Raw genomic sequence first — 26,362 nt, 5'->3', positions numbered from 1 at the left:
GCTTGCTCCGCAAGTACGATGACGTGTGATCAGACCGTGACGTTGATCGTGTGTCTGCTAGCGATTTGGGGATCACATGTCGTCGTACTTCACCGACCTGGCTCAGCAGTACATCGACGGTGAGTGGCGCCCGGGCACCGGCTCCTGGGACATCATCGACTTCAGTCCGTACGACGACGAGAAGCTCGCGTCGATCACCATAGCCACGGTCGACGAGGTCGACGAGGCGTACCAGGCGGCCGCCCGCGCCCAGAAGGCGTGGGCCGCGACCAACGCGTACGCCCGCCGCGGTGTCTTCGAGAAGGCCCTCAGGCTGATCGAGGAACGCGAGCAGGAGATCGCCGACGTGATCATCGCCGAGCTCGGCGGCACCCGGCTGAAGGCCGCCTTCGAGCTCCACCTCGCCAAGGAGTTCCTGCGCGAGTCGATCAACCTGGCGCTGCGCCCCGAGGGCCGGATCCTGCCGTCGCCGGTCGACGGCAAGGAGAACCGCCTCTACCGCGTGCCGGTCGGTGTCGTGGGTGTGATCAGCCCCTTCAACTTCCCCTTCCTGCTGTCGATCAAGTCGGTCGCCCCCGCGCTCGCGCTCGGCAACGCCGTCGTCCTCAAGCCGCACCAGAACACGCCGATCGTCGGCGGCTCCCTGGTCGCCAAGATCTTCGAGGACGCGGGGCTGCCGGGCGGTCTGCTCAACGTCGTCATCACGGACATCGCGGAGATCGGCGACGCCTTCATCGAGCACCCGGTCCCGAAGGTCATCTCCTTCACCGGATCCGACAAGGTGGGCCGTCACGTCGCCACCGTCTGCGCCGCCAACTTCAAGCGCTCGGTCCTCGAACTCGGCGGCAACAGCGCGCTGGTGGTCCTCGACGACGCGGACATCGACTACGCGGTCGACGCGGCGGTCTTCAGCCGGTACGTCCACCAGGGCCAGGTCTGCATGGCCGCGAACCGTGTCCTCGTGGACCGCTCGGTCGCGGACGAGTTCACCGAGAAGTTCGTCGCCAAGGTCAGGACCCTGAAGGTCGGCGACCCGCGCGACCCCGAGACCGTCATCGGCCCGGTCATCAACTCCTCGCAGGCGGACGCCCTTTCCGGTGTCGTCGAGCAGGCGCTCGCCGAGGGCGCCACGGCGCTGGTGCACGGCACCAGGAGGGACAACCTGGTCGAGCCGTCGGTCCTCACCGGCCTCCCGGCCGACTCCGCCCTGCTGCGGCAGGAGGTCTTCGGCCCGATCGCCTTCCTCATCCCCTTCGAGGGCGAGGAGGAGGCCGTACGCCTCGTCAACGACACGCCGTACGGTCTGAGCGGCGCGGTCCACACGGGAGACATCGAGCGGGGTGTCGCGTTCGCCAAGCAGATCGACACCGGCATGTTCCACGTGAACGACGGCACCGTCCACGACGAGCCGCTCGTCCCCTTCGGAGGCGAGAAGCACTCCGGCATCGGCCGCCTGAACGGCGACACCTCGGCGGACTCGTTCACCACGCTGAAGTGGATCTCGGTGCAGCACGGGCGGAGCGGTTTCCCGTTCTGAGTACGGCGTTCCATCAGCAGGACAGTCACGGCTGAGCCGGCGACCGGGCCATGTGGGCCCGCGTCGCCGGCTTCGTCGCTCTCGCGGCCGGGCCGGCCTCAGGTGACGTTCCGGCGATGACGTAGGCAGCCAGGCCGACCAGGGCCAGGTGGCCGGGGACCAGGAGCGGCCTGCCTGCCGTGCGGCGGGGCGGCGGTTCCAGCCGCTTGCGGAACGCCGCGACCGAGCGGGCGGAGACGACCGTCAGGCCGCCCGGGGCGGGAGTCGACCAGCGTGCGACCGCGGCGGCCCCACGGCTCCGCGGTCACGGCCCTCACCGCCCGCAGCCGCGGTTCCCCACTGCCCTGCAGCCGCGGTTCCCCGCTGCCCTGCAGCCGCGGTTCCCCGCTGCCCTGCAGCTGCGGTTCCCCACTGCCCTGCAGCTGCGGCTCCCACCGCCCTGCAGCCGCGGCTCCCCACCGCCCTCCAACCGCAGCCCGGTCGCGGATCGGAACGCGGCTCGATCGCCGCCCCGGCGCCGCTTGATTGCGGACAGAACCTGACCGCAAGGGGCCGTAGCTTTGTCGGTGTCAGGAGGCCTTCGAAGGCCCCGGTCCCGACGAAAGGCAGCCGGTCATGGTCACTCACGTGCGAGCCGAGGCGCAGGGCGACGAGCGCGGTGCACTGCTCTCCTTCCTGGCCGAGCAGCGCGGCGGCATCCGACGGGCGCTGCTCGGGCTGACGGACGAGCAGGCCGCGGCCAAGCCCAGTGCCAGCGAGCTCACCCTGGCCGGCCTCCTCAAGCACGTCGCCGAGGTCGAGCAGGGCTGGGTGGCCCGGGCCAAGGGCGAGCCGCCGGCGGTGGTGCGCAACGAGTCGAACTGGCACGAGTGCTTCGTCCTGGTCGACGGGGAGAGCGTCGAGCAGCAGCTCGCGTACTGGGAGAAGGTCGCCGCCGAGACGGAGGCGTTCGTCCGCGCGGTACCGAGCCTCGACGACACCTTCCCGCTGCCCGACGAGCCCTGGTTCCCGTCCGACGAGGCGGTCTCCATGCGCTGGCTGGTCCTGCACCTGATCCGCGAGACGGCCCGGCACGCCGGCCACGCCGACATCATCCGCGAGTCCCTGGACGGCGCGACCGCCTTCGCCCTGGTCGCCAAGGAACAGGGCTCGGACTGGGGGTGAGGACGCGGGGCCTACGCTGGCCCCATGTCAGCGATCCGTCTCCTCGTGCTGGGCGCGGTGCGCCAGCACGGGCGGGCCCACGGCTACCAGGTGCGCAACGACCTGGAGTACTGGGGCGCGCACGAGTGGTCCAACTCCAAGCCCGGCTCGATCTACCACGCCCTGAAACAGATGGCGAAGCAAGGGCTGCTGCACGCGCACGAGATCGCGCCCTCCACGGCCGGCGGTCCGCCCCGCACCGAGTACGAGATCACCGAGGCGGGCACCGAGGAGTACCTCAGGCTGGTGCGCGAGTCGCTGACCTCGTACGACCAGAAGATGGACGTCAAGTCGGCGGCCATCGGGTTCATCGTGGACCTGCCGCGCGGCGAGGCCGTGGCGCTCCTGAAGGAGCGGATCCGGCGCATCGAGGAGTGGCGCTCCGCCGTCACCGAGCACTACGTGCCCGAGAACGGACCCGAGCAGCTCGGGCACATCGGCGAGATCATGAACCTGTGGCTCCACACGGCCGACGCCGAGGCCGAGTGGACCCAGGGGCTGATCGCCCGCATCGAGGACGGCGCCTACACCTTCGCCGGGGAGGGCGATCCCTTCGTGGGCGTCCTGGCGGAGGGCGAGGACAACCCGTACGCGACGGACGAGCGGCATCCGGGAGACGCGCGCTAGAGGCGCCCAGGGCCGGAAGGCCAACTAATCAAGTTTGACCAAGCAGAGTTCGCGGGTTACCTTGAGTGGGTAGTCAAGCTTGACTAGTAAGGGTGAGGGAGTGGATGGCAGTGGCCGACACGGCGATCACCGTCGAAGGCGCGCACAAGAAGTACGGCGACAAGAAGGCACTCGACGGGCTTGACCTACTGGTCGGGCGAGGCACGGTGCACGGTGTGCTCGGGCCCAACGGCGCGGGCAAGACGACCCTGGTCCGGATTCTGTCCACCCTGCTGCGGCCGGACGCGGGCCGGATCGAGGTGGCGGGGCACGACCTCGTGACCAGGCCCCAGGAGGTCCGCTTCCGCATCGGCCTGCTCGGGCAGCACGCGGCTCTCGACGAGGAGCTGTCCGGCGTCCAGAACCTGGAGATGTTCGGCCGTCTGTACCACCTGGGTGCCCGGCACGCGCGCGTGCGTGCCGGCGAACTCCTGGACCGCTTCGGCCTCGAGGACACCGGCCGCAAGCCCGTGCGCGCCTACAGCGGCGGCATGCGGCGCCGCCTCGACCTGGCGGCCTCCCTCATCACCGAACCGGAGGTCCTCTTCCTGGACGAACCCACCACCGGCCTCGACCCGCGCGGCCGCGCGGAAGTGTGGGCCGCGGTCCGCTCCCTGGTCGGCGGCGGTACGACGGTCCTGCTGACCACTCAGTACCTCGAAGAGGCCGACCAGCTCGCCGACCGCATCTCGGTCGTCGACCGGGGCCGGGTCATCGCGGACGGCACGGCGGACGAACTGAAGGCGGCCACCGGCGGCGACCGTATCGACGTGGTCCTGCGGGACGCGGGCCAACTGGGCGCGGCAGTGGCCCTCTTGCCGTTCGTCGGACCCGGAGTGACCGTCGACGCCGACCGTCGGCTGCTCAGCGCCCCCGTCGCCGACCGCATGACAGCGCTCTCCGGTGTCGTACGCGCCCTGGAGGAGGCCGGCATCGAGGCGGAGGACGTGGCCCTGCGCCGCCCGACGCTGGACGAGGTGTTCCTGCACCTCACCGGCGACCAACGAGTGAAGGAGGCCGCATGAGCACGAGCACGAGCACGTACGCCGGAGGGGCGGGAAGCCCGAAGCGGTACGCCACGCGCGCGTACGCGCTGACCGACTCGTGGACGATGACACGCCGTGAACTCGCCCACTGGGTACGGCAGCCGGTGCAGGTCGTGGTCAACCTGGTCTTTCCCGTGATGCTGCTGCTGATGTTCGGCTACCTCATCGGCGGCGGGCGTGGGGTCGAGGGGAGTTACGTCGACTACCTGGTCCCCGGCATGCTCGCGCTCACCATGGCCTTCGGCCTGGAGGGCACGATGCTCGCCGTCACGCAGGACCTCAACAAGGGGGTCATCGACCGCTTCAGGTCCATGCCGATGTCCAACGGGGCTGTGCTGGTCGGTCGTTCGGCCGCCGACATGCTCCAGTCGGCGCTGAGCCTGGCGGTGATGATCGGCGTCGGGTACGCGATCGGCTGGCGGGCGCAGGGCGGGGTCCCCGGCTTCCTCGGAGCCGTCGGTCTGCTCCTGCTGTTCCGTTTCGCGATGCTGTGGATCGGCATCTACCTGGCGATGGTGGCCGGCAAACCGGAGCTGGTGCAGGCCGTGCAGATCCTGGTCTGGCCGGTCGGCTTCCTCTCCAACGCGCTGGCGACCCCTGACTCGATGCCGGGCTGGCTGGGCACGGTGGTCGAGTGGAACCCGATGTCCCACACGGCGACGGCGGCACGCGAGCTGTTCGGGGCGCCGGGCGGCGAGTCGGGGCACGTGTGGGCGGCCGTGGTGTGGCCGCTGGTGCTGGTGGGGGTGTTCTTTCCGCTGGCGGTGCGGAGGTTCGGGGGCTTGAGCAAGTAGCGCGGGGCGGTGGGCGCGGCGCCCGGGGCCCCGGTCCCTCGGGCGCCGGCGGTGCGTCGGGCGGTTGGGTGGGGACCGAGTACTCCGGCCGGGTGCGCGGCCGGAAAAGTCGTCGCGGGGGAGTGGGAACCCGGAGGCGGTGAGCGGTGTACCAGAAATGACAGTGCATCGCGGGCCGGGCGGATCCGGCGGATCGGGGGGGGGCTCATGAGGTGGCTCAGGGGCAGGGCGGTGGTGGCCGCCGTGCTCGGCGTGCTGGCGTTGGCGACGGGATGCGTGGACGCGGGTGCGGACACGCGTGCGGGTAAGGGGAGAGGCGAGAGTGCGGCTGAAGAGGGAGCCGCGCGTGCCACCGGGCCGCCTCGCATTCCGTCGGCTCCGGATCTCCCCGGTTTCGTGTCCGGCATCGGCTTCGCGGCGGACGGCAGCGGATTCGCCCTGCTCGCCGAGTGCGGGACATCGCGGTGCCGGCAGCGAGTCGCCGTGCTGGACCGAGGTGCCGACGCCTGGCGCCTCGGGCGTTCCCCGCTGCCCGACGTCACCGGAGGCCTCGGCATCACGGCGGGCCTGGTCGTCCTGGGGTCGGGCCGGGCGCTCATCACCACGGGCACCTGGCCGCCGCCGGAATCCACCTGGTTCACCGGCGACGGTGGCCGCAGTTGGCGCAAGGGCTCCAGCGAGCCCGTGGGGGTGACGTCGGTGGTGCCCGAGGGCGGGGCCCTGGTCGAGCACTGCCTGCGCACGGACCCGGAGGGGAACGGCTGCGAGCGCTCCCGTCTGGCCGCGATCCTGCCGGACACGGGCGAGTACCGGATCCTTTCCACCCAGCCGCGGCTGAAGGGACAGGTCGGTCCGGCGGGGGAGATCCTGGGGGAGCACGCGGCCAGGGCGGCAGGAGAGCCTGCCGGGAAGCGGGCCGACGAGTCCGCGGGCAGTCTCCTCTTCGCCTCCGGCCGCGACCCCGACTCCGGCCGGCCCGCCCTCGCCGTCAGCGAGGACCGCGGTCGCAGCTGGCGGCTCGCCCGACTGGCCTCGGCCGGGAAACACGTCCAGTACGGCCGGGGCACCAGCGTGGTCGCCGTGCCGGGGACGAACACGCTGTACGCGGCCGAGCCGGGCCGGCTTCCGGCCGAGGACGACGTGAAGAACGGCCTGCTCGCCCTGCACCGCAGCACCGACGGCGGCCACACCTGGGAGCGGGTCTGGCGGCACCGGAAGGGGGTGGAACCCCGCTCGCTGCTCGGCGTCCCGCTCGCCGCCGCAGACGGCACGGTCGCGATCCGCGGTGAGGCCGGCACCTGGCACAGCACCGACGGCGGTCGTACGTTCGCCAGGGCCGAGGGCGGCCGAGGACCGGCCGGCTCGGTCACCGTCACACCGCTCGGCTATCTCTGGGGGGACAGTCAGGGCGCCGGGAGTTATCGCATATCCGCCGACGGAGTCCACGGGACGTCGTTCGACCTGGGTGGCGCGAGCTGACACGGGCAGACCGGGCCTCCGGCCCCTCAGTGGTGGAACCCGGCCACCGCCACCTTGCTTGTCCGGGTCGACGGACGGGACTGCCTGCGCAGTTCGGGCAGCAGACGGTTCGGGTCCTCCACGAACAGGCCGGCGAGGGTGGGAGGCAGGGCGGTGTCCGGGAGACCGGGCTTGGGCGGACCTCGGTCATACCGCCGACCGGGTTCGTCTCGCCGTAGAAGGGGCTGACGGACAGAGGGCGCTCGTCGGGCTTCGCCCGACCTTCGTGGAGTGGCATGGGCCGTTCTCCGCACCGGGTCTGCGGGTTTCAGACGACCGGGCTTCCGTCCTTGCGCAGCTGCATCTGAGGCCGCCCCGTCACCAGCAGCCAGGCAGGCAGGGAGGCGATGCAGAGCAGGGCCAGGATCACGGGAGAGGCCACCAGCACGGCGGCGGTGAACAGGCTCACCCAGCCCTGCCGGGTGATGGCGAGCAGCATCCCGAGCACACCCGCGGCGACCCCGACCGATGGATGGACGGCGGGCACCAGGGCATGGGCGCCGAGGCCGAAGGCGGTGCCGACGAACACGGCCGGGAAGATCCGCCCGCCCCGGAAACCGCAGGACGCGGCGACGAGCAGCGCGGCCAGCTTCACCACCGTCATCGTCGCGAACTGCCCCGCCGACCAGCCCTCGGGGTCGCTTGCCAGCTCGCCGATCTCGTCCAGCCCCTTGAAGAGCGTCAGCTGGCCCCCCAGGGCCGCCAGCAGACCCAGCACGAGCCCGCCGGCCGGGAGCACGAGCATCGGGTGCCGGAGCCGGGCGAAGGCGCCGTGGACGTACGGGAAGGCGTACACGGCGGCCATGCCCAGCAGCGCGGCGAGCGACGCGATCACCAGGGCGGCCAGCAGATCGCCCCAACCAGGCCGCCCCGGGACAGGCAGATGAAGGTCGAAGGTCGGATGTGCCACCAGAGTGGTGGTCAGGGCGCCGGCCGCCGCGGCGACCAGCGGGGCGAAGACGTTGTCCCACAGCGCCCCCTTCAGCTGCTTGCCCGCCAGCGCCTCGGAGATGACCAGCGCCGCCGCCACCGGCGTGCCGAACAGAGCACCGATGGTCGCCGCCTCCGCCAGCATCGGCCACAGGCGGCCCGGCGCCCGGGGGAGCACCCGGCTGCCCAGCCAGAAGGCGAGTCCCACGTTGACGGCGATGATCGGGTTCTCGGGCCCGAGGCTCGGCCCGCCCGCGAGCATCAGCCCCGTCGCCAGCACGAGCCCCGGCAGCACGGCGGGCGGCAGCACGGGAGCGTCCAACCCGGTGGTGGCCGGGTCGGGCCCGGCGTGCCCGGGCACCTTCCACACCACCAGCCCGACCGCCACGCCGGTCGCGGTGAGCATGACGAGCATCCACAGGACGGAGTACCTGCCGACCCCGAGGGCGTCCGGCAGATTCCGCCACAACACGTCCTGGAGCTCCTCGGCCGCCGCACTCACCCCGACGAAGATCAGGCTCGCACCCACACCCACCACGAGAGCGGGGAGGATCAACGGCAGGAGGACGCGCGCCGGGGTCGCCGGGGCGGCGGGTGCCTGCTGCTCGGTGTCCTGGGCCACGGGCTCACGATAAACGGACAAAACGGACTGAACATCCGGAGGGATCCGACTTGCACCTCACGTGGCGTGAGGCCTCAGCGTGGAGGGCGTAGGGAGAAGGGAGCGGACGAAGTGAGCTATTCCGTGGGACAGGTCGCCGGGTTCGCCGGAGTGACGGTGCGCGCACTGCACCACTACGACGACATCGGCCTGCTCGTCCCGAGCGAGCGCAGCCACGCGGGGCACCGTCGCTACAACGACGCCGACCTCGACCGGCTGCAGCAGATCCTGTTCTACCGGGAGCTCGGCTTCCCGCTCGACGAGGTCGCCGCCCTGCTCGACGACCCGGCCGCGGACCCGCGCGCGCACCTGCGCCGCCAGCACGAACTGCTGACCGCCCGGATCGAGAAGCTGCAGAAGATGGCGGCGGCCGTGGAGCACGCCATGGAGGCACGCAAGATGGGCATCAACCTCACGCCGGAGGAGAAGTTCGAGGTCTTCGGCGACAAGGATCCGGAACAGTACTCCGAGGAGGCGGAACAGCGCTGGGGCGGCACAGAGGCCTATGCCGAGTCGCAGCGCCGTGCCGCGAACTACACCAAGGACGACTGGAAGCGCATCCAGGCCGAGGTCAACTCCTGGGGGGAGCGCTACAACGCCCTGATGGACGCCGGTGAGCCACCGGCCGGCGAGGCGGCCATGGGCATGGCCGAGGAGCACCGGCAGCACATCTGCACGTGGTTCTACGAGTGCTCGTACGAACTCCACCGGTGTCTGGGTGAGATGTACGTCGCCGACGAGCGCTTCAGGGAGTTCTACGACTCCATGCGCCCGGGTCTGGCCGAGCACCTGAGGGCCGCGATCACGGCGAACGCGGCCCGCCACGCCTCGTGAACCCCGGCCCGGGAGGTAGGGCTACTCCCGGGCCAGGACCACGGCCGTCCCGTAGGCGCACACCTCCGTGCCCACGTCCGCGGCTTCGGTCACGTCGAAGCGGAACGCCAGCACGCCGTTGGCGCCACGCGCGCGTGCCTGCTCCACCAGCCGTTCCATGGCCTGGTTCCGGGTCTCCACGAGGGTCTTGGTGAGCCCCTTGAGCTCACCGCCGATCATCGACTTCAGCCCCGCGCCGATCTGGCTCCCGAGGTGCCGGGACCGTACGGTCAGCCCGAAGACCTCGCCGAGAACCTCCTGCACCCGGTGGCCGGGTACGTCGTTCGTGGTGACCACCAGCACATCCGGCTGGGGTCCCTGACCGCCGCCGTAGTCATCGATACTCATGGTTCACAGCTTTGCCGCAGGCGGGCCACAGTGCATCCTGGGGACCCCCACGGAACCTGGGTCACGACGGCTGCGTTGATACTTTTGGGCAGCCAGTCCCAGCCCGTCCCCCACACGCAGGAGCCACATTCCCGTGACCACGCTCGCGCTCGGCCCCGAGTGGCTCAGCCCTGACTACCTGATCGAGACCTTCAGCCTGCCCGGCATCCTGCTGATCGTCTTCGCGGAGTCCGGTCTCTTCGCGTTCCTGCCCGGCGACTCGCTGCTGTTCACGGCGGGTCTCTTCGTGGCCCAGGGCGAGTTCATCAGCCAGCCCCTGTGGCTGGTGTGCACCCTGATCGTGCTGGCCGCCGTCATCGGTGACCAAGTGGGTTACATGATCGGCAAGTTCTTCGGGCCGAAGCTCTTCAGCCGCCCCAACTCCAAGCTCTTCAAGCAGGAGAACCTGGAGAAGGCGCACGAGTTCATGGAGAGGTACGGCCCCAAGGCGATCGTCCTCGCCCGCTTCGTGCCGATCGTGCGCACCTTCGCCCCGATCGTGGCGGGCGCCGGCCGCATGAAGTACCGCACCTTCCTGACGTACAACATCGTCGGCGGCGTGGCCTGGGGCACCGGCGTCACCCTCGCCGGCTACTGGCTCGGCCAGATCGACGTGATCAAGAAGAACGTCGAGTCGATCCTCATCCTGATCGTCTTCGTCTCCGTGGTCCCGATCATCATCGAGTTCCTGCGCGAACGCTCCAAGAAGAAGCGCGCCGCCGCCGAGGCCCCGCAGTCCGCCCAGCAGCACGCGGCCATGGACGACGCGACGACCCAGCTCCGCCGCATCCCGCCGGCCGACGACCCGTACGGCCACCAGGGCCAGCAGGGCGACCAGGGCCACTACGGCGACCAGGGCCACCAGCAGTACGGCCACGACCAGCAGCACTACGGCCAGACCCCGCAGCAGCAGCAGCCGTACGCCCAGCAGTACCCGCAGGGCTACGGTCAGCAGCAGCCCTACGGCGCCCAGCAGGGCGACAACGGTCAGCAGAACCCGTACCACCAGGGCTACTGACACAACCAGGACCACAAAGGCGCGCGCCCCGGAAGGGGCGCGGGCCACCGGGCGAGCCGGTGGGGCACCCGGCGCTCAGAAACCCCTGGTGCGCTTCGCGGCCCTGCGCCCCGTCGCGCTCTCCGCGCCCGGCAGGCGCAGGAACAACCGCGAGATCTCCGACCCCAGGTTCACCCCGATGGCGATGGCCATCGCCAGCGCCGCGGCCTTCGACAGCGACACCAGCCCCGCGTCGACCTCGTTCTGCGCGATCGACAACAACCCGAAGTACGACGCGGAACCAGGCAGCAGGGGACCGATCGCGGCGGTCGTGTACGGCAGCGCCGACGCGAACCGGTACCGGGACAGCAACTGCCCGAACAGTCCCACCACCCCTGCCGCAACCGCCGTGGAGGCAACCGGCGAGAGCTCGCCCGTGTAGTGCATCGCGCCGTACACCGACCACGCGACACCCCCGTTCAACGTCACCGCCAGCACGGTGGATCGTTCCTGCTGAAGCAGCACCGCGAAGGCCAGGGACAGCAGCATCGACGCGCCGATCTGCAACAGCGGCCGGGGTGCGCCGCTCAGGGTCGCGTCCGGGCTGAGGCGGGCGCCCAGTTGGACGCCGACGTAGAGCATCACCAGCACCCCGGCGACGATGCCCACGAAGAAGTACATGACTTCCAGCAGACGAGCGGACGCGGTGATGTAGTAGCCGGTCAGACCGTCCTGGACGCCCGCCACCAGCGCCCGCCCGGGCAGCAGGGCGAACAGCCCACCGGTGATCACCGCGGACGCCTGGACGTCCACGTGTGCCAGCGTCAGCGCGATCGCGATCGCGGCCGGCGGCGTCGCGGCGACCGCGAACTGGTAGAACTCCGGCAGCCCCCGCCCCGCGCACAGCCACGCCAGCCGGTCGCCGAGCATCGCGCCCAGCGCGGCCGCGACGAAGACGATCGCGTCACCGCCGACCAGCACGGAGGCGGCACCCGCCAGCAGCCCGCTCGCGGAGGTCAGCACCCAGCCGGGGTACGGGTGCCGGTTACGGCGGATCTCGGCGAGTCGCCGGTACGCCTCCTCCAGGGAGATCACCGCGTCCGGATCGCTGAGGTCGTCGACCAGTTGGAACACGGCCGCCAGACGCGTGTAGTCGGTACCGCGGCGGCGGACGGTCCGGGATGCCGTCACCGGGTCCTCGACCAGCGACGGCTGGTAGGAGATGGACAACAGCGTGAAGGTCACGTTCGGCTCGCACCGGTCGAGCCCGTACGACCGGCAGACGGCGAACATCGCCGCCTCCACGTCCTCGGCGCCCTCACCGCCGGCCAGCAGCAGCTCGCCGATACGCAGCGTCAGGTCGAGCACGCGCGGAACGGCGGGGCCGCCCTCCTCCCCGACCTTCTGCAGGAGCTCCGGCGCGGGCCGTTCGGCCACCGGCATCCGCAGCATCGTGCGCATCCGGTCCTGCCAGGGCGCGTGCTTGGTCAGACTGACCACGGGGATGCCGGTCGCCGGCGTGAACGCGGCCGGGGCGTCCTTGGCGCTGTAGGTGCGCGGCGGACTGAACGCCGACCCCTCCGACTCGGCAGCGGGCGTCTGCGGTACGTCGAACCCCTTGGGGACGGCGAACTCCGACGTGATCTCGGACTCCGTGGCGACGCCCTCGGGCACGGCAAGTCCCTGGGGGATCGCGAACTCCGACGTCGTAGAAGAATCAGCCGGATCCCCGGCGACGGCGGTGGGAGCCGTGAACCTGCTCCTCGCCTCGTCCGACCGTGGCTTGCGGTCCTCCGCGTCCGTCACTGCGCAGCGCTCCCTGTACGACACGTTCAGCAAACCTCAGTATGCGCACAGATGCGCGAAGGGGCCGCACGCGCACGCGTGCGGCCCCTTCGCAACAACAGGCTCAGTGACCGCCCTGGTCCTTGAAGCGCTTGTACGACCGCTCGATCTCGGCCTCGGCCTCGACGCGGCCCACCCAGTCGGCGCCCTCGACGGACTTGCCCGGCTCCAGGTCCTTGTAGACCTCGAAGAAGTGCTGGATCTCCAGGCGGTCGAACTCCGACACGTGGTGGATGTCACGCAGGTGCTCCACGCGCGGGTCGGTCGCCGGGACGCACAGCAGCTTGTCGTCGCCGCCGGCCTCGTCCGTCATCCGGAACATGCCGATCGCACGGCACTTGATGAGGCAGCCCGGGAACGTCGGCTCGTCAAGAATGACCAGCGCGTCCAGCGGGTCGCCGTCCTCGCCGAGAGTGTTCTCGACGAAGCCGTAGTCGGTCGGGTAGGCGGTCGAGGTGAAGAGTCGACGGTCCAGGCGGATCCGACCGGTCTCGTGGTCCACCTCGTACTTGTTCCGCGAACCCTTCGGGATCTCGATCGTGACGTCGAACTCCACCGGTGGCTCCTCCATGATCAGCACATAGTTCTGGTGGTTAAGTGTCCCTCACGCAGGTGTGTGATCGCGAAAGGGGCTGGTGGTCGTGCCAGAGCTGAGGTCTTGGCGAGCCGCGAGACCGCAGGTGACGCGGGTCGCGAACGCCGTACGACCGCGTCTGGCACGGGCCAAGGACGCCGTACGACCAGGTCTCGTTCGAGCCACGGGTACCGTGCGACCGCGTCTCGCACGAGCCGTAACGGCCGTGAAACCGCAGGTCACACGGGTCGCGCGGGCCGCGAAGCCGCAGGTCGCGCGGATCACTGGGCCGAAGACCTGGCAGTACACCGCGGGCGCCGCCACGGCCGGACTGGCACTGGCCGCCGGAGTGGTGACCGCCGCAGGCCCTTGGGACTCCACCGGTCAGCGTACGGCGGAGCGGGACCGGGCGGCTGCCCAGGAGCAGAGGGGTGGCGCAGATCACGACGGGGCCGCCGGCACGACCGGCGCCGGACCTCAGCCCGCGCCCAGCGCCGCCTCCGTCCTCACCGGCCTCGGCGGAGCGGGCAACAGCGTCAAGTCGGCCCCGGCCGGCTCGGCCCTCGCCGAGCTCCTCAGCCCGCTCCTGCGCGACGCGGCGCTCGGCGCCCGGCGCGCCGCCGCGGTCGTCGACGTCGCCACCGGCAAGCGGCTCTACGGCACGGGCGCGGACCAGGCCCTGACGCCCGCCTCCACCACGAAGATCGCCACCGCGGTCGCCGCCCTGTCCGCTCTCGGCGCGGACCACCGCCTCACCACCCGCGCGGCCCTCGAACCCGACACCGACGAGCTCGTCCTCGTCGGCGGCGGCGACCCCACTCTCACCGCCCACCGGGACGCCGAGGGCTGGGCGAGCCTGCGCACCCTGGCCGACGATACGGCCGCGGCCCTGAAGAAGCGCGACATCCGCGAGGTCACGCTCTCGTACGACACCACCCTGTACGCCGGTTCCGAACTTCACCCCATCGGAGTCAACGACAACCTGGCGCCCGTCACCGCCCTGATGGCCGACGAGGCCCGCACGGACGACTCCGTGAGCGGCCCCGTGCCCCGCGTGACCGACCCGGCGGCGGACGCGACCCGCACCTTCGCCGGCCTCCTCCGGGACAAGGGCATCAAGACGACGCCCCCGGGCCCGTCCAAGGCCACCGGCCGTGCCGAGTCCCTCGCCACGGTCTCCTCGCCCCCGCTGTCCACCGTCGTCGAACGCATGCTCACCAACAGCGACAACGACATCGCCGAGGCCCTCGCCCGCCAGACGGCCGTCGCGACCGGCGCCCGCGCCGACTTCGACGGTGCCGGCCGGGCGATCAGGGCGCAGCTGAAAAAGCTCGGACTGCCCGTGGCGGGCGCCGCCTTCAAGGACGGCAGCGGCCTCGACCGGGACGACAGACTCACCGCGGACCTCCTCACGGCCCTCCTGGTCAAGGCCGGCGACCCGACCCGCCCCGAACTCCGCGCAGCCCTCACCGGGCTTCCGGTGGCCGGCTTCACGGGCACCCTGACCAGCCGTTACGCCGACGGCGCGGCAGGCATCGTACGGGCGAAGACAGGCACCCTGACGGGGGTGAACACGCTGGCGGGAACGGTGGTGGACCAGGACGGCCGCCTGCTGGCCTTCGCGTTCCTCGCGTCGGACACGACGGACGCGGCGGCGGCACAGGCGGCCCTGGACCGAACGGCGACGGCCCTGGCGGCCTGCGGCTGCCGGTAGCGGCGGCGCCGGGGGACGCGGGCGGCGTCCCCCGGGCTCGGCGGGCCCGGACGACCTCGTGGCCCTGCCCCAAGTGGGAACGCTCACGTACGGTTGACGCATGACGAGCATCGGTGGTGCCGAGATGGTCGACTGGAATCTCGCGGTGGCGACCGCGACCCGGCTCGTACGGCCGGGCCCCGACGTGAGCCGCGACGAGGCCCGGGCCGTCGTCGCGGAACTGCGCCGGCATGCCAAGGCCTCGGAGGAACACGTCCGCGGCTTCACCCGTTTGGGTACGGAAGAGACCCACAACACCCCGGTCCTCGTCGTCGACCGCCCCGGCTGGGTCCGGGCCAACGTCGCCGGCTTCCGGGAGCTCCTCAAGCCCCTGCTCGACAAGATGCAGGAGCGGCGCGGCAACACTCCCGGCGGCGCGGTCTTCGGAGCCGTCGGCGGCAAGGTGACGGGCGTCGAACTCGGGATGTTGCTGTCGTTCCTGTCCTCGCGCGTCCTCGGCCAGTACGAGACCTTCGCCCCTGCCACCCGTGAACTCCCGGGAGGTGGCTCCGCCACCGCGCCGAACGGCGGCGGCCGACTGCTCCTCGTCGCCCCGAACATCGTGCACGTGGAGCGCGAACTCGACGTGCAGCCCCACGACTTCCGCCTGTGGGTGTGCCTGCACGAGGAGACGCACCGCACGCAGTTCACGGCCGTGCCCTGGCTGCGCGACCACCTCGAGGGCGAAATCCAGTCGTTCCTGGGGGAGACCGAGGTCGACCCCATGACCGTCCTGGAACGCGTCCGGGAGGCCGCCCAGTCGCTCGCCGGCGGGCGCCCCGAAGGCGAGGAGGACGACGGCGGCAGGTCGCTCGTGGAGATCGTGCAGACGCCCGCCCAGCGGGAGATCCTCGGCCGGCTCACCGCCGTGATGTCCCTCCTGGAGGGCCACGCCGACTTCGTCATGGACGGCGTCGGCCCCGAGGTCGTGCCGACCGTCGCCGAGATCCGCGAGAAGTTCCAGCAGCGTCGCGCCAAGGGGGCCTCCCGACTGGACATGGCCCTGCGCAAGCTGCTGGGTCTGGACGCCAAACTCAGGCAGTACCGGGACGGCGAACGGTTCGTACGGGCCGTCGTCGAACAGGTCGGCATGGACGGCTTCAACCGCGTGTGGACGTCCCCGAACACTCTCCCGACCAAGGCGGAGATCGCCAAACCGGCGGATTGGGTCACGCGGGTGCACCGCAAAGCAGAGTCGTGATCCGTGCGCGGAGGTCGTGAAACGAATCCGGCCGACGGCAGGAGAACGCCCCTCCAATCACCCGTCCGAGGGACCGTGAGGCATGGGTAGGCGTGCAATGCTCGGGGAACGGCCCGGTTCTGTCACCATCTACACACTCTGAGTGACCGAGCTCGGGCTCACCCCCCGACAATTTCATGAAGGGAACCGGACATGGGTCCCCATCCTGCGGTCGCGGCGATACGCCTGGCGGTCCGCCGCGTCCTCCACGACATCCTCAACGACCAGCCCACCCCCGACAGCTCCGACCGCCCCGGTGGCCTCGGAAGCTGGGAGCAGAACCCGCACGAGCGCCCTCCGTCGCCGCTCGTGCTCGTGGCATGCTCCGGCGGCGCCGACTCCATGGCCCTCGCCTCCGCCCTCGCCTTCGAAGCCCCCAAGCTCGGCATCCGGGCCGGCGGCATCACGGTGGACCACGGGCTGCAGCCCGGCTCCGACCTGCGCGCCGACGAAGTCGTGCTGCGCATGCGTGAGCTCGGCCTCGACCCGGTCGAGGCCACCGCGGTGACCGTAGGCCGCGAAGGCGGACCCGAAGCGGCCGCCCGCGACGCCCGCTACGCCGCCCTCGACGCCGCGGCCGTCCGCCACGGTGCCGAGGCCGTCCTGCTCGGCCACACCCGCGACGACCAGGCCGAAACCGTCCTGCTGGGCCTCGCCCGCGGCTCCGGTATCCGTTCCCTGTCCGGAATGGCCGCGGTCTCGGGGGCCGCCGGCCGTTACCGCCGCCCCTTCCTCCAGCTCGACCGGCAGACCGCACGCAAGGCCTGCATGGTCCAGGCCCTGCCCGTCTGGGACGACCCGCACAACGCCGACCCGGCGTACACGCGCTCCCGACTGCGGCACGAGGGACTGCCCGCCCTGGAGAAGGCGCTCGGCAAGGGAGTCGTGGAGGCACTCGCCCGTACGGCCCAGCTCTCCCGCGACGACGCCGACGCCCTCGACACCTGGGCCCGCCAGGCCGAGGCCGCCGTGCGGGACTCCGCCGGACTGCTCGAGTGCGCCAAGCTCTACGCCCTGCCGCCCGCCGTGCGCCGTCGGATCCTGCGCCGCGCCGCCATCGAGGCCGGCGCGCCCGCGGGTTCGCTGTTCGCCCGCCACATCGAGGAAGTCGACCGGCTGATCACCGGCTGGCGCGGTCAGGGAGTCATCAATCTCCCGGGCAGAGTCGTCGCCCAGCGGCAGGGTGGCAGACTGGTGATTCGGCAAGGCTGAATCCCACCTCCCCGCGGGGAGGGGAGAGCGGCCGGTGGGACGACCGAAAGTGATGCGGGTGGACGCGAAAGACATGGGCACCGACCTCAAAGAGGTGCTCATCACCAAGGAAGAGATCGACGCGAAGCTGGTCGAGCTGGCCGCGAAGATCGACGCGGAGTACGCGGGCAAGGACCTGCTCATCGTCGGCGTCCTCAAGGGCGCGGTGATGGTCATGGCCGACCTCGCCCGGGCGCTGTCCACCCCCGTCACCATGGACTGGATGGCCGTGTCGTCGTACGGCGCGGGCACCCAGTCCTCCGGCGTGGTGCGGATCCTCAAGGACCTCGACACGGACATCAAGGGCAAGCACGTCCTGATCGTCGAGGACATCATCGACTCCGGCCTGACACTGTCCTGGCTGCTGTCCAACCTCGGCTCGCGCGAGCCGGAGTCGCTGAAGGTGTGCACGCTGCTGCGCAAGCCGGACGCGGCCAAGGTCGCCATCGACGTCGAGTGGGTCGGTTTCGACATTCCCAACGAGTTCGTCGTCGGTTACGGCCTCGACTACGCCGAGAAGTACCGCAATCTCCCGTTCGTCGGTACGCTCGCGCCTCACGTCTACGGCGGCTGAGCCACACGGCCCAAGCCCTGTAAGACGATCGGGAACCCCAGCGGGTTTCCCGCCGTTGGAGCATGCAGACGGGTACGCCAGCCGTCCAGTGCGGCTTCGGTCCACAATGCTGGGGTACCGTCAGAAGAACTGTCTTTATCAAACTCACTATGGCAGGAGGGACGGGGCGGCACCGCTCCGTATGGATGGACGTGAAGCGATACTTCCGTGGGCCGGTCATGTGGATCGTGCTGGCCGTCCTTGCCGTGGTCGTGTTGATGCAGGTCGTCGGCTCGTCCGGTGGCTACAAGACGGTGGACACCGGCCAGGTGATCCAGGCGATCAATGACAACAAGGTCGAGTCGGCCAAGCTGACCACCGGCGACGAGTCGACCATCAAGGTCGAGCTCAAGGACGGCGAAAAGGTCGAGGGCAGCTCGAAGATCCAGGCGAGCTACATCGGCGACCAGGGCGTGACCATCGCCGGCACGCTGCAGACCAAGTACCAGGACAAGCAGATCCCGGACGGCTACACCGTCTCGCCGACGAAGCAGAACGCCTTCGTCGGGATCCTGCTCTCCCTGCTCCCCTTCGTCCTCATCGTGGTCGTTTTCCTGTTCCTGATGAATCAGATGCAGGGTGGCGGCTCCCGGGTCATGAATTTCGGGAAGTCCAAGGCGAAACTCATCACCAAGGACACCCCGAAGACGACGTTCTCGGACGTCGCGGGCTCGGACGAGGCCGTCGAGGAGCTCCACGAGATCAAGGAGTTCCTGCAGGAACCGGCGAAGTTCCAGGCCGTCGGGGCGAAGATCCCCAAGGGCGTACTGCTGTACGGCCCTCCCGGCACCGGCAAGACCCTGCTCGCGCGTGCCGTGGCGGGCGAGGCCGGCGTGCCGTTCTACTCGATCTCCGGTTCCGACTTCGTCGAGATGTTCGTCGGTGTCGGTGCCTCCCGAGTCCGTGACCTGTTCGAGCAGGCCAAGGCGAACGCCCCGGCGATCGTCTTCGTCGACGAGATCGACGCGGTCGGCCGCCACCGCGGCGCCGGCCTCGGCGGTGGTCACGACGAGCGCGAGCAGACCCTGAACCAGCTCCTCGTCGAGATGGACGGCTTCGACGTCAAGGGCGGCGTGATCCTCATCGCCGCGACGAACCGGCCCGACATCCTCGACCCGGCGCTGCTGCGTCCCGGCCGCTTCGACCGCCAGATCGCGGTCGACCGCCCGGACATGCAGGGCCGGCTGGAGATCCTCAAGGTTCACCAGAAGGGCAAGCCGGTCGCTCCGGACGTCGACCTCTCGGCCGTCGCCCGCCGCACCCCCGGCTTCACCGGCGCGGACCTGTCGAACGTGCTGAACGAAGCGGCGCTCCTGACGGCGCGCAGCGACAAGAAGCTCATCGACAACCACTCGCTGGACGAGGCCATCGACCGTGTGGTGGCGGGCCCGCAGAAGCGGACCCGGATCATGTCGGACAAGGAAAAGAAGATCACCGCGTACCACGAGGGCGGCCACGCCCTGGTCGCGGCGGCCTCCCCGAACTCCGACCCGGTCCACAAGATCACGATCCTCTCGAGAGGCCGTGCTCTGGGCTACACGATGGTCCTGCCGGACGAGGACAAGTACTCGACCACGCGCAACGAGATGCTGGACCAGCTGGCCTACATGCTGGGCGGCCGCGCGGCCGAGGAGCTGGTCTTCCACGACCCGACCACGGGTGCCGCGAACGACATCGAGAAGGCCACGGCAACGGCCCGCGCGATGGTCACGCAGTACGGCATGACCGAGCGTCTCGGCGCCATCAAGTTCGGTGGCGACAACACCGAGCCGTTCCTCGGACGTGAGATGGCCCACCAGCGCGACTACTCGGAAGAGGTCGCCGCGCTGGTCGACGAAGAGGTCAAGAAGCTCATCGAGAACGCGCACAACGAGGCCTGGGAGATCCTGGTCGAGAACCGCGACGTCCTCGACAACCTGGTCCTCCAGCTGCTGGAGAGGGAGACGCTGGGCAAGGAGGAGATCGCCGAGATCTTCGCCCCCATCGTCAAGCGCCCGCCCCGGCCCGCGTGGACCGGCTCCTCCCGCCGTACGCCTTCGACCCGTCCGCCGGTGCTCTCCCCCAAGGAGCTCGCACTGACGAACGGCGCCAACGGCGCGACGCCGGCGATCTCCACCGCGAAGTCCACCGCGGCGGATCCCGCCCCGGCGGTCGAGCCCGTCCCCGAGGAGCGCCCGGAGAGCTGACTCACCGGACTCCTCGGACCTCGGTGAGCTCACCGGGCCCGGAATGGATGCCGCGCCCCCCAGGTTCTAGCCTGGGGGGCGCGGCATTTGTACGTCCGCAGATCAGGCGCGTGGCCCCCACGCGACGGGCACAGGAACGAGGCACCAGATGACCGACCCCGTGACACTGGACGGCGTGGGCTCCGTCGGCGAGTTCGACGAGAAGCGGGCTGAGAACGCCGTCCGGGAACTCCTGATCGCGGTCGGCGAGGATCCGGACCGCGAGGGCCTCAGGGAGACGCCGGCACGGGTGGCGCGGGCGTACCGGGAGATATTCGCGGGGCTGTGGCAGAAGCCCGAGGACGTACTGATGACGACGTTCGACCTCGGTCACGACGAGATGGTGCTCGTGAAGGACATCGAGGTGTACTCGACCTGTGAGCATCATCTCGTCCCGTTTCGGGGGGTGGCCCACGTCGGGTACATCCCCGCGACCAGCGGCAAGATCACCGGCCTGTCCAAGCTGGCCCGCCTCGTGGACGTCTATGCGCGGCGCCCGCAGGTGCAGGAACGACTCACCACGCAGATCGCGGACTCCCTGATGGAGATCCTCGAACCGCGCGGCGTCATCGTCGTGATCGAGTGCGAGCACATGTGCATGTCGATGCGGGGCATCCGCAAGCCCGGCGCCAAGACCATCACCTCGGCGGTGCGCGGGCAGCTGCGGGACGCGACGAGCCGGAACGAGGCGATGAGCCTCATCATGGCCCGCTGACCGGCCCGCTGACCGGCCCTCCGAGCCGGCCCGCCGAGAGGCCGGCGGCTCAGGCTGCCGAAGCCGCCCCCGTGTTGTGGTCGTCGTCGTCCTCCGGGAGCTTGCAGACGCGCTCCAGGAAGATGGCGGCCGCTATGACGGCGATGCCCGCGAGGACCGAGAAGCCGGCGTAGATGGCCTGGTCGCGGCGGGCGGGGATGTCGAGGAACTCCAGCAGGAAGACGCCGGTGCCGCCGTACATACCGGAGACGAGGGCGGCGACCAGGGCGCTGGCCTGGCCGAAGACGACCGCGCGGGCCGCCATCAGCGGATCGACACCCTTGGCCTCCGGGCGGCGCTCACGCTGGGCCTTGAGCCGGGCGCGGATGGAGAGCGCCGTGGACAGCAGGACCACGGCGATCAGGGCGAGGACGATCGGGGCGGCCAGGGGGACGCTGGGGAGGGTCCCGACCGAGTTCCAGAGGCGGGCGCCCGCCCAGGACAGGATCCCAGCGACGGCGAATACGCCGACCAGCAGCCTGATGCGCAGCTCTCTCACGGTGTCCCTTCAGCTCCCCGGCCGTGGTCTTGGACGGTGGTCGTGATGACGCGTCCGGTCAGGCGGTCCCGTCCGGCCGCCCCGGGACCTGGGCGGGCGGTGCCTTCCGGCCGTCCCGGGGTCGTCTTGACCTTAACGGCTATTCGGGCAGCCGGAGTTCCAGGTCCTTGCGGGGTTCCACGCCGTCGCGGCTGAGAGTGTCGAGGAGGACGCCGACCGGGCCCCGCCCGGGCAGCTGCGCCTCGGGCTCCACGTCGTGCCAGGGGGCGAGCACGAACGCGCGTTCGTGGGCGCGCGGGTGGGGGAGGGTGAGGTGCGGATCGTCGGTGACCACGTCGGCGTAGGCCACGATGTCGACGTCGAGGGTGCGGGCGCCCCAGCGCTCGTCGCGAACGCGGTGGAAGGCCTCCTCGACCGCGTGCGCCCGCTCCAGGAGGGAGGACGGGGGCAGGGTCGTCTTGAGGACCACGACCGCGTTGAAGTACGACGGCTGGCTGCCGGGCTCGACGCCCCACGGCTCCGTCTCGTACACGGGGGACACGGCCTTGACGCGGACGCCGGGAGTGTCCTCCAGGGCGTCGATGGCGCCCTGCAGGGTCTCCAGGCGGTTGCCCAGGTTGGAGCCGAGGGAGATCACGGCCCGTTTCGGGTTGTGCAGGGTGGTGTCGGCGGCGTCGACCTTCTCGACGACGGAGGCGGGTACCGGCTGTACGGTCGGGTCACTCTGCCCCTCGGTGAAGAACGCGGTCATACTCGGCTCCGGGTGATGGTGACGGTCACGTCGTCGAAGGGCACGGTGATCGGCGCGTCCGGCTTGTGGACGCGGACCTCGACCTCCTGGACCTCTTCGTGCTTCAGGCAGGCCTGGGAGATGCGTTCGGCGAGCGTCTCGATGAGGTTGACGGGCTCGCCCTCGACGACGGCCACGACCTCCTCCGCCACGATGCCGTAGTGCACGGTCTTCGCCAGGTCGTCGCCGGCCGCGGCCGGACGGGTGTCCAGGCCCAGGACGAGGTCCACGATGAAGGTCTGGCCCTCCTGGCGCTCCCTGGGGAACACCCCGTGGTACCCACGGGCCTTCAGGCCGCGCAGCGCGACACGATCCACGCGAATCACTCCTGCAATCGTCGGTCACGGCCGGTTCCTGCCGTGTGCGGGCGGCACACCGGCCTCAAACGAATCTACCTGCGAGCACTGACAGGACCTGGCCACGGGGGGCGCGGGTCCGAGCCGGGGTCAGAGGTTTCACTTTGTGTTTCCCCTGGGGAACCCGGCGGCTCGCGGGCTGGTAGCCGCCCCTACCCACGGGTTCGTGATTCCAACCACTTCTTGGTCCCTGCGGGCGGTCCTGGGGGATTTGCCGGAATCCCGGGTACCGCCCGCCTTGGTGGGCGCCTACCCGCTCACGCGGGAGTCTCGTCGTCCTCGTCCTCGTCGTTTTCGGCCAGAACCGGGGACCCGTGGTGGGCCCAGAGCTTCCAGCCGTCGGGGGTGCGGCGGAAGACGTTGGTGGCGACGACCAGTTGACCGACGAGCGGGCCGAGTTCCTCTCCGCCCTCGGGGGCCGGGCCGCCACTGAGGATGTTCTCCGTGCAGGTCACCAGGGCGGTGTCGCCGGTGACGGACACGTGCACGTCGGTGAGGAAGAACTGGATGTAGTCCGTGCCGGCCATGATCAGGGCGTAGGACCTGAGGACCTCGCCGCGTCCGGTCAGTACGGGCCAGCCGGGGTGCACGCAGGAGACCACTCCGGTGTCGGCCGGGTCGTGGTACTCCTCGTCGACGCCCAGGTCGGCCGGGGTGAGCCAGAGGGACGTCAGCTCGTCGAAGTCGCCGCGCTCCAAGGCCTCGTAGAAGGCGGTGTTGGCGAGTTCGACCTCTTCCACGTCGGTGTGCGGGGCGCTCACAGGGTTCCTTCGCCGCCGGTCGCGGGGGCCTGCGCGCCCTTCGTGGCGCGTGCGCCGCCTAGGGCCGGCGTGCTGTCCGCCGCGCGCGCTTCCTCCGTGTCACGTGCGCCCTCGACTGCGCGGGCGACCCGTACGGCGTCCGCCGTGGCGCGCACCTCGTGGACGCGTACCGCCCATGCGCCGGCGTGCGCCGCGAGGGCGGAGACGGCCGCGGTCGCGGCGTCGCGCTCGCGCGCGGGCGGGGGCGCGCCCTCCGCTCCGGCCAGGACGCGGCCCAGGAACCGCTTGCGGGAGGCGGCGACGAGCAGGGGGTGGCCGAGGCCGATGAGGCGGTCCAGGTGGGCGAGGAGGGTGAGGTCGTGTTCGGCGTCCTTGGAGAAGCCGAGGCCGGGGTCGACGACGATGCGGTCGGGGGCGACGCCGCCCGCCAGGACGGCCTGCACGCGCGCGTGCAGTTCGTCGACGACTTCGGTGACGACGTCGTCGTACACGCCCCTGACGTTGCCGCCTTCCAGGAAGCCGCGCCAGTGCATGACGACGAAGGGCGCGCCGGCGGAGGCCACCGCCGGGATCATCGCGGGATCGGCGAGGCCGCCGCTGACGTCGTTGACCAGGGCGGCGCCGGCCGCGAGGGCCCGTTCGGCCACGGAGGCGCGCATGGTGTCGACGGAGACGGTGACGCCCTCGGAGGCGAGACCGCGGACGACGGGGATGACCCGCTTGAGCTCCTCGGCCTCGTCGACCCGGGTGGCGCCGGGGCGGGTGGACTCGCCCCCGACGTCGACCATGTCGGCGCCCTCGGTCACCAGGTCGAGGCCGTGCTTGACCGCGGCTGTCGTGTCGAAGAAGCGGCCGCCGTCGGAGAAGGAATCGGGGGTGACGTTCACGACTCCCATGACCGCGCAGCGGCCCCATTCGGGAAGGCCTGCGACGCGTCCACGTCCGCTCTGCTTGCTCATACGTTCAGCGTAGGCCCCGCGGGCGGGCGCAGGGCCCGGGGCCCGGCCGTGGCGGGGCGGGCCCGTGTGTGGTGGAGGGCCCGTGTGTGTGGTGGAGGGCGGCGGACGGCGCCGGCAGGCGCGGCAGAACGGCAGCCCCGGGCCGGAGGGGGTGGGGACTGCCTTTCTGGCCGCTCGGTCTGTTCGGGTCGGCCGGGAGGCCGCCCCGCGTCACGCCGCCTGGACGTCCCGTTCGGCGACGGCGTGGGCGCACGCGCGCGCGGCGACCGTACGGCGGCTGAGGAAGCGCGGCAGAGGGAGCGCCAGGTTGACGAAGCCCTCCGCCTGCATGGCCGCGAAGCCGATACGGGGCAGGTCTCCGGACGCGCGGTAGACGACGAAGCGGGGCTCCCACCGGGGCTGGAACTTAGCGTTGAACTTGTAGAGGGACTCGATCTGGAACCACCGGGAGAGGAAGACCAGCAGTCCGCGCCAGGCGCGCAGTACCGGGCCGGCTCCGATCTTCTCGCCGCGGGCCAGGGCGGCGCGGAACATGGCGAAGTTGAGGGAGACGCGCTCGATGCCGAGTCGTGGTGCCGCCTGCAGTGCGGCCACGATCAGCAGCTCGTTCATGCCCGGGTCCGCCGCACGGTCCCGCCGCATGAGGTCCAGGGAGACGCCGTCGGTGCCCCAGGGCACGAAGTGCAGGATCGCCTTGAGGTCGCCGTAGGGGCCGGGCTGGTCGTCCGCCTTGTGGGCGGTGGCGACGAGGCAGTCGCCGTCGGCGGGGTCGCCGATGCGGCCCAGGGCCATGGAGAAGCCGCGCTCGGTGTCGGTGCCGCGCCAGTCCTCGGCGGCGCGGCGGATGCGCTCCAGCTCGGCCTCGCCGAGGTCACGGACGCGCCGTACCCGGGTCTCGTAACCGGCGCGCTCGATGCGTTTGACCATCTGGCGCACATTGCGCATCGCGCGGCCGGCCAGGGAGAAATCCGCGACGTCCACCACCGCCTCGTCGCCCAGTTCGAGGGCGTCGAGGCCGGTCTCGCGGGTCCAGACCTCGCCGCCGGTCTCGGAGCAGCCCATGACGGCGGGGGTCCAGGAGTGGGCCTTGGCCTCGTCCATGAAGCGTTCGATGGCGCCCGGCCAGGCCTCGACGTCGCCGATCGGGTCGCCGCTGGCGAGCATCACGCCCGAGACCACGCGGTAGGTGACGGCGGCCTTGCCGCTGGGCGAGAAGACGACGGCCTTGTCGCGGCGCAGCGCGAAGTGGCCGAGCGAGTCACGGCCGCCGTGCTTGTCCAGGAGGGCCCGCAGACGGCTCTCGTCCTCCGGGGTGAGGCGCGCGGCGGGGTGCTCGGGGCGGAAGGCCAGGTAGATCGTCGTGATGGCGGTCAGCAGGCCCAGAGCGCCCAGGGAGAAGGCGACCGTCCAGGACGTGTTGCCCTGGTAGTCGACCGGGCCCTCGAAGCCGAACAGGCCGTACAGCACGTGGGCGATGCGGTCGGCCATGCTCGGATCGCCCACCAGGCGGTCGGGGTGGGCGCTGACGATGACCAGCCCGAGGGCGAGGGAACCTGCGCCCATGAGGACGAAGTTGGTGAGCGCACGCCACCGGCTGCGCGGGTCGGGCAGGGCCGCGAACTGGTCGCGGTGGCGCAGCAGGGGCGCGAGCAGCGCGAGTGAGATGAGGACGCCCACCAGGGAGTGCCGGTAGGTGAACTGCGCCACCGCGCCCGCCGGGAGCAGCACCACGGCCGCGCGCCAGGCGCGGCGCTTGTGGCGCTTGAGACCGTGCGCGAGCAGCAGCAGCAGGACGCCGGCGCTGAGCGAGAGCGCGGCCGCGAACGGGCCGAACGCGCCGGGCAGCACCTCGGCCAGGGTGTGCATACGGCTGTGCCGGAAGCGCGGGAAGACGCCCGCGGCGATGTCCACCAGGCCCACCAGCGCGCACGCTCTGCCGACGAGGGCGGGGACGGCCTCGGGGCGCGGACCACTCAGTGCACGCCGCACCCGGTGTGATCGGGTCGGAACCCCGCCCGACATTTCCTCATCTGTCCTGACAGACATTGCATCCCGTTGTTCCGCGAGAGACCTTGGATCCGGGCCCGATTCGGGCATCCGGCGACATTGCGCCCTCTAGGACGGTGTCTC

The 26,362-nt window shown here is 70.9% G+C and carries 24 protein-coding genes; 14 read left to right on the top strand and 10 right to left on the bottom strand.

Annotation, left to right across the window (positions count from 1 at the left end; translation table 11 throughout):
- Positions 1 to 76 precede the first annotated feature (76 nt).
- The 6 genes from AQJ84_RS14940 to AQJ84_RS14915 all read left to right on the top strand — a co-directional run bounded on the left by AQJ84_RS14940 (position 77) and on the right by AQJ84_RS14915 (position 6,725).
- Positions 77 to 1,537, top strand: coding sequence for an aldehyde dehydrogenase family protein (locus AQJ84_RS14940; protein WP_030043321.1), 1,461 nt, complete (start codon positions 77 to 79; stop codon positions 1,535 to 1,537).
- Positions 1,538 to 2,152: 615 nt separating this feature from the next.
- Positions 2,153 to 2,701, top strand: a complete 549-nt coding sequence (locus AQJ84_RS14935; protein WP_030043322.1) for a DinB family protein — start codon at positions 2,153 to 2,155, stop codon at positions 2,699 to 2,701.
- 24 nt (positions 2,702 to 2,725) lie between these two features.
- A complete protein-coding gene (locus AQJ84_RS14930) occupies positions 2,726 to 3,367 on the top strand; it encodes a PadR family transcriptional regulator (RefSeq protein WP_030043323.1) in 642 nt (213 codons plus the stop codon).
- A gap of 110 nt (positions 3,368 to 3,477) precedes the next feature.
- Positions 3,478 to 4,431, top strand: a complete 954-nt coding sequence (locus tag AQJ84_RS14925; RefSeq protein WP_310591769.1) for an ATP-binding cassette domain-containing protein — start codon at positions 3,478 to 3,480, stop codon at positions 4,429 to 4,431.
- Positions 4,428 to 5,246 carry an ABC transporter permease gene (locus AQJ84_RS14920; protein WP_078632275.1) on the top strand — a complete coding sequence of 273 codons (819 nt, stop codon included), beginning with the start codon at positions 4,428 to 4,430 and terminating at the stop codon, positions 5,244 to 5,246. Before AQJ84_RS14925 ends, AQJ84_RS14920 begins: the two co-directional genes overlap by 4 nt.
- A 207-nt stretch (positions 5,247 to 5,453) precedes the next feature.
- On the top strand, positions 5,454 to 6,725 hold the full coding sequence (locus AQJ84_RS14915) for a WD40/YVTN/BNR-like repeat-containing protein (RefSeq protein ID WP_030043327.1): 1,272 nt from the start codon (positions 5,454 to 5,456) through the stop codon (positions 6,723 to 6,725).
- Between the two features lie 307 nt (positions 6,726 to 7,032).
- Here AQJ84_RS14915 and AQJ84_RS14910 read toward each other — a convergent pair whose 3' ends face one another.
- A complete protein-coding gene (locus AQJ84_RS14910) occupies positions 7,033 to 8,316 on the bottom strand; it encodes an ion channel protein (protein ID WP_030043328.1) in 1,284 nt (427 codons plus the stop codon).
- Between the two features lie 111 nt (positions 8,317 to 8,427).
- Here AQJ84_RS14910 and AQJ84_RS14905 point away from each other — a divergent pair, with 111 nt between their 5' ends.
- A complete protein-coding gene (locus AQJ84_RS14905; protein WP_030043329.1) occupies positions 8,428 to 9,189 on the top strand; it encodes a MerR family transcriptional regulator in 762 nt (253 codons plus the stop codon).
- A 21-nt stretch (positions 9,190 to 9,210) separates the two neighbouring features.
- Here the strand turns inward: AQJ84_RS14905 and AQJ84_RS14900 are convergent, their stop codons facing one another.
- A complete protein-coding gene (locus AQJ84_RS14900; protein ID WP_030043330.1) occupies positions 9,211 to 9,576 on the bottom strand; it encodes a YbjQ family protein in 366 nt (121 codons plus the stop codon).
- A 133-nt stretch (positions 9,577 to 9,709) separates the two neighbouring features.
- Here AQJ84_RS14900 and AQJ84_RS14895 point away from each other — a divergent pair, with 133 nt between their 5' ends.
- Positions 9,710 to 10,633: a DedA family protein gene (locus AQJ84_RS14895; protein WP_030043331.1), complete on the top strand. Its 924-nt coding sequence runs from the start codon at positions 9,710 to 9,712 to the stop codon at positions 10,631 to 10,633.
- Between the two features lie 75 nt (positions 10,634 to 10,708).
- Here the strand turns inward: AQJ84_RS14895 and AQJ84_RS14890 are convergent, their stop codons facing one another.
- Together AQJ84_RS14890 and AQJ84_RS14885 are read right to left on the bottom strand one after the other, a co-directional pair.
- Positions 10,709 to 12,418, bottom strand: a complete 1,710-nt coding sequence (locus AQJ84_RS14890; RefSeq protein WP_030043332.1) for a threonine/serine exporter family protein — start codon at positions 12,416 to 12,418, stop codon at positions 10,709 to 10,711.
- Positions 12,419 to 12,521: 103 nt separating this feature from the next.
- Complete coding sequence (locus AQJ84_RS14885) at positions 12,522 to 13,013, bottom strand: inorganic diphosphatase (RefSeq protein WP_030043333.1); 492 nt, start codon at positions 13,011 to 13,013, stop codon at positions 12,522 to 12,524.
- A 79-nt stretch (positions 13,014 to 13,092) separates the two neighbouring features.
- Between AQJ84_RS14885 and dacB the strand changes: the two genes are divergently transcribed.
- From dacB to folE, 6 genes are all read left to right on the top strand, one after another.
- The gene (dacB, locus tag AQJ84_RS14880; protein WP_030043334.1) at positions 13,093 to 14,745 is read left to right on the top strand and encodes a D-alanyl-D-alanine carboxypeptidase/D-alanyl-D-alanine endopeptidase; all 1,653 of its coding nucleotides are present in this window, start codon (positions 13,093 to 13,095) and stop codon (positions 14,743 to 14,745) included.
- A 100-nt stretch (positions 14,746 to 14,845) separates the two neighbouring features.
- A complete protein-coding gene (locus tag AQJ84_RS14875) occupies positions 14,846 to 15,985 on the top strand; it encodes a zinc-dependent metalloprotease (RefSeq protein ID WP_030043335.1) in 1,140 nt (379 codons plus the stop codon).
- A 192-nt stretch (positions 15,986 to 16,177) separates the two neighbouring features.
- Positions 16,178 to 17,236, top strand: a complete 1,059-nt coding sequence (tilS, locus tag AQJ84_RS14870) for a tRNA lysidine(34) synthetase TilS (protein WP_030043336.1) — start codon at positions 16,178 to 16,180, stop codon at positions 17,234 to 17,236.
- A 52-nt stretch (positions 17,237 to 17,288) separates the two neighbouring features.
- Positions 17,289 to 17,849: a hypoxanthine phosphoribosyltransferase gene (gene hpt / locus AQJ84_RS14865; RefSeq protein WP_030043337.1), complete on the top strand. Its 561-nt coding sequence runs from the start codon at positions 17,289 to 17,291 to the stop codon at positions 17,847 to 17,849.
- Positions 17,850 to 18,034: 185 nt separating this feature from the next.
- Complete coding sequence (ftsH, locus tag AQJ84_RS14860; RefSeq protein ID WP_030043338.1) at positions 18,035 to 20,074, top strand: ATP-dependent zinc metalloprotease FtsH; 2,040 nt, start codon at positions 18,035 to 18,037, stop codon at positions 20,072 to 20,074.
- Positions 20,075 to 20,222: 148 nt separating this feature from the next.
- Positions 20,223 to 20,828: a GTP cyclohydrolase I FolE gene (folE, locus tag AQJ84_RS14855; protein WP_030043339.1), complete on the top strand. Its 606-nt coding sequence runs from the start codon at positions 20,223 to 20,225 to the stop codon at positions 20,826 to 20,828.
- A 49-nt stretch (positions 20,829 to 20,877) separates the two neighbouring features.
- Here the strand turns inward: folE and AQJ84_RS14850 are convergent, their stop codons facing one another.
- From AQJ84_RS14850 to AQJ84_RS14825, 6 genes are all read right to left on the bottom strand, one after another.
- Positions 20,878 to 21,366: a DUF3180 domain-containing protein gene (locus tag AQJ84_RS14850; RefSeq protein ID WP_030043340.1), complete on the bottom strand. Its 489-nt coding sequence runs from the start codon at positions 21,364 to 21,366 to the stop codon at positions 20,878 to 20,880.
- A gap of 139 nt (positions 21,367 to 21,505) precedes the next feature.
- A complete protein-coding gene (gene folK, locus AQJ84_RS14845) occupies positions 21,506 to 22,117 on the bottom strand; it encodes a 2-amino-4-hydroxy-6-hydroxymethyldihydropteridine diphosphokinase (RefSeq protein WP_030043341.1) in 612 nt (203 codons plus the stop codon).
- Positions 22,114 to 22,473, bottom strand: a complete 360-nt coding sequence (folB, locus tag AQJ84_RS14840) for a dihydroneopterin aldolase (protein ID WP_030043342.1) — start codon at positions 22,471 to 22,473, stop codon at positions 22,114 to 22,116. The genes folK and folB overlap by 4 nt, the downstream gene beginning before the upstream one ends.
- A 296-nt stretch (positions 22,474 to 22,769) precedes the next feature.
- On the bottom strand, positions 22,770 to 23,273 hold the full coding sequence (locus AQJ84_RS14835; protein WP_030043343.1) for a nuclear transport factor 2 family protein: 504 nt from the start codon (positions 23,271 to 23,273) through the stop codon (positions 22,770 to 22,772).
- A complete protein-coding gene (gene folP / locus AQJ84_RS14830; RefSeq protein ID WP_030043344.1) occupies positions 23,270 to 24,232 on the bottom strand; it encodes a dihydropteroate synthase in 963 nt (320 codons plus the stop codon). The genes AQJ84_RS14835 and folP overlap by 4 nt, the downstream gene beginning before the upstream one ends.
- A gap of 210 nt (positions 24,233 to 24,442) precedes the next feature.
- Complete coding sequence (locus tag AQJ84_RS14825) at positions 24,443 to 26,254, bottom strand: phosphatidylglycerol lysyltransferase domain-containing protein (protein WP_030043345.1); 1,812 nt, start codon at positions 26,252 to 26,254, stop codon at positions 24,443 to 24,445.
- Positions 26,255 to 26,362 lie beyond the last annotated feature (108 nt).

It is taken from the genome of Streptomyces resistomycificus (genome assembly GCF_001514265.1).
Lineage (GTDB): Bacteria > Actinomycetota > Actinomycetes > Streptomycetales > Streptomycetaceae > Streptomyces > Streptomyces resistomycificus.
This window is presented reverse-complemented; position numbering and strand designations above follow the sequence as displayed.

Excerpts from the sequence above, each read along its gene's own strand:
- AQJ84_RS14825 (WP_030043345.1), bottom strand. The coding sequence starts at position 26,254 with ATGTCGGGCGGGGTTCCGACCCGATCACACCGGGTGCGGCGTGCACTG.
- AQJ84_RS14930 (WP_030043323.1), top strand. The coding sequence starts at position 2,726 with ATGTCAGCGATCCGTCTCCTCGTGCTGGGCGCGGTGCGCCAGCACGGG.
- AQJ84_RS14875 (WP_030043335.1), top strand. The coding sequence starts at position 14,846 with ATGACGAGCATCGGTGGTGCCGAGATGGTCGACTGGAATCTCGCGGTG.
- tilS (WP_030043336.1), top strand. The coding sequence starts at position 16,178 with ATGGGTCCCCATCCTGCGGTCGCGGCGATACGCCTGGCGGTCCGCCGC.
- hpt (WP_030043337.1), top strand. The coding sequence starts at position 17,289 with ATGCGGGTGGACGCGAAAGACATGGGCACCGACCTCAAAGAGGTGCTC.
- folK (WP_030043341.1), bottom strand. The coding sequence starts at position 22,117 with ATGACCGCGTTCTTCACCGAGGGGCAGAGTGACCCGACCGTACAGCCG.
- ftsH (WP_030043338.1), top strand. The coding sequence starts at position 18,035 with ATGGACGTGAAGCGATACTTCCGTGGGCCGGTCATGTGGATCGTGCTG.
- AQJ84_RS14940 (WP_030043321.1), top strand. The coding sequence starts at position 77 with ATGTCGTCGTACTTCACCGACCTGGCTCAGCAGTACATCGACGGTGAG.
- AQJ84_RS14915 (WP_030043327.1), top strand. The coding sequence starts at position 5,454 with ATGAGGTGGCTCAGGGGCAGGGCGGTGGTGGCCGCCGTGCTCGGCGTG.
- folE (WP_030043339.1), top strand. The coding sequence starts at position 20,223 with ATGACCGACCCCGTGACACTGGACGGCGTGGGCTCCGTCGGCGAGTTC.
- AQJ84_RS14935 (WP_030043322.1), top strand. The coding sequence starts at position 2,153 with ATGGTCACTCACGTGCGAGCCGAGGCGCAGGGCGACGAGCGCGGTGCA.
- AQJ84_RS14920 (WP_078632275.1), top strand. The coding sequence starts at position 4,428 with ATGAGCACGAGCACGAGCACGTACGCCGGAGGGGCGGGAAGCCCGAAG.
- AQJ84_RS14900 (WP_030043330.1), bottom strand. The coding sequence starts at position 9,576 with ATGAGTATCGATGACTACGGCGGCGGTCAGGGACCCCAGCCGGATGTG.
- folP (WP_030043344.1), bottom strand. The coding sequence starts at position 24,232 with ATGAGCAAGCAGAGCGGACGTGGACGCGTCGCAGGCCTTCCCGAATGG.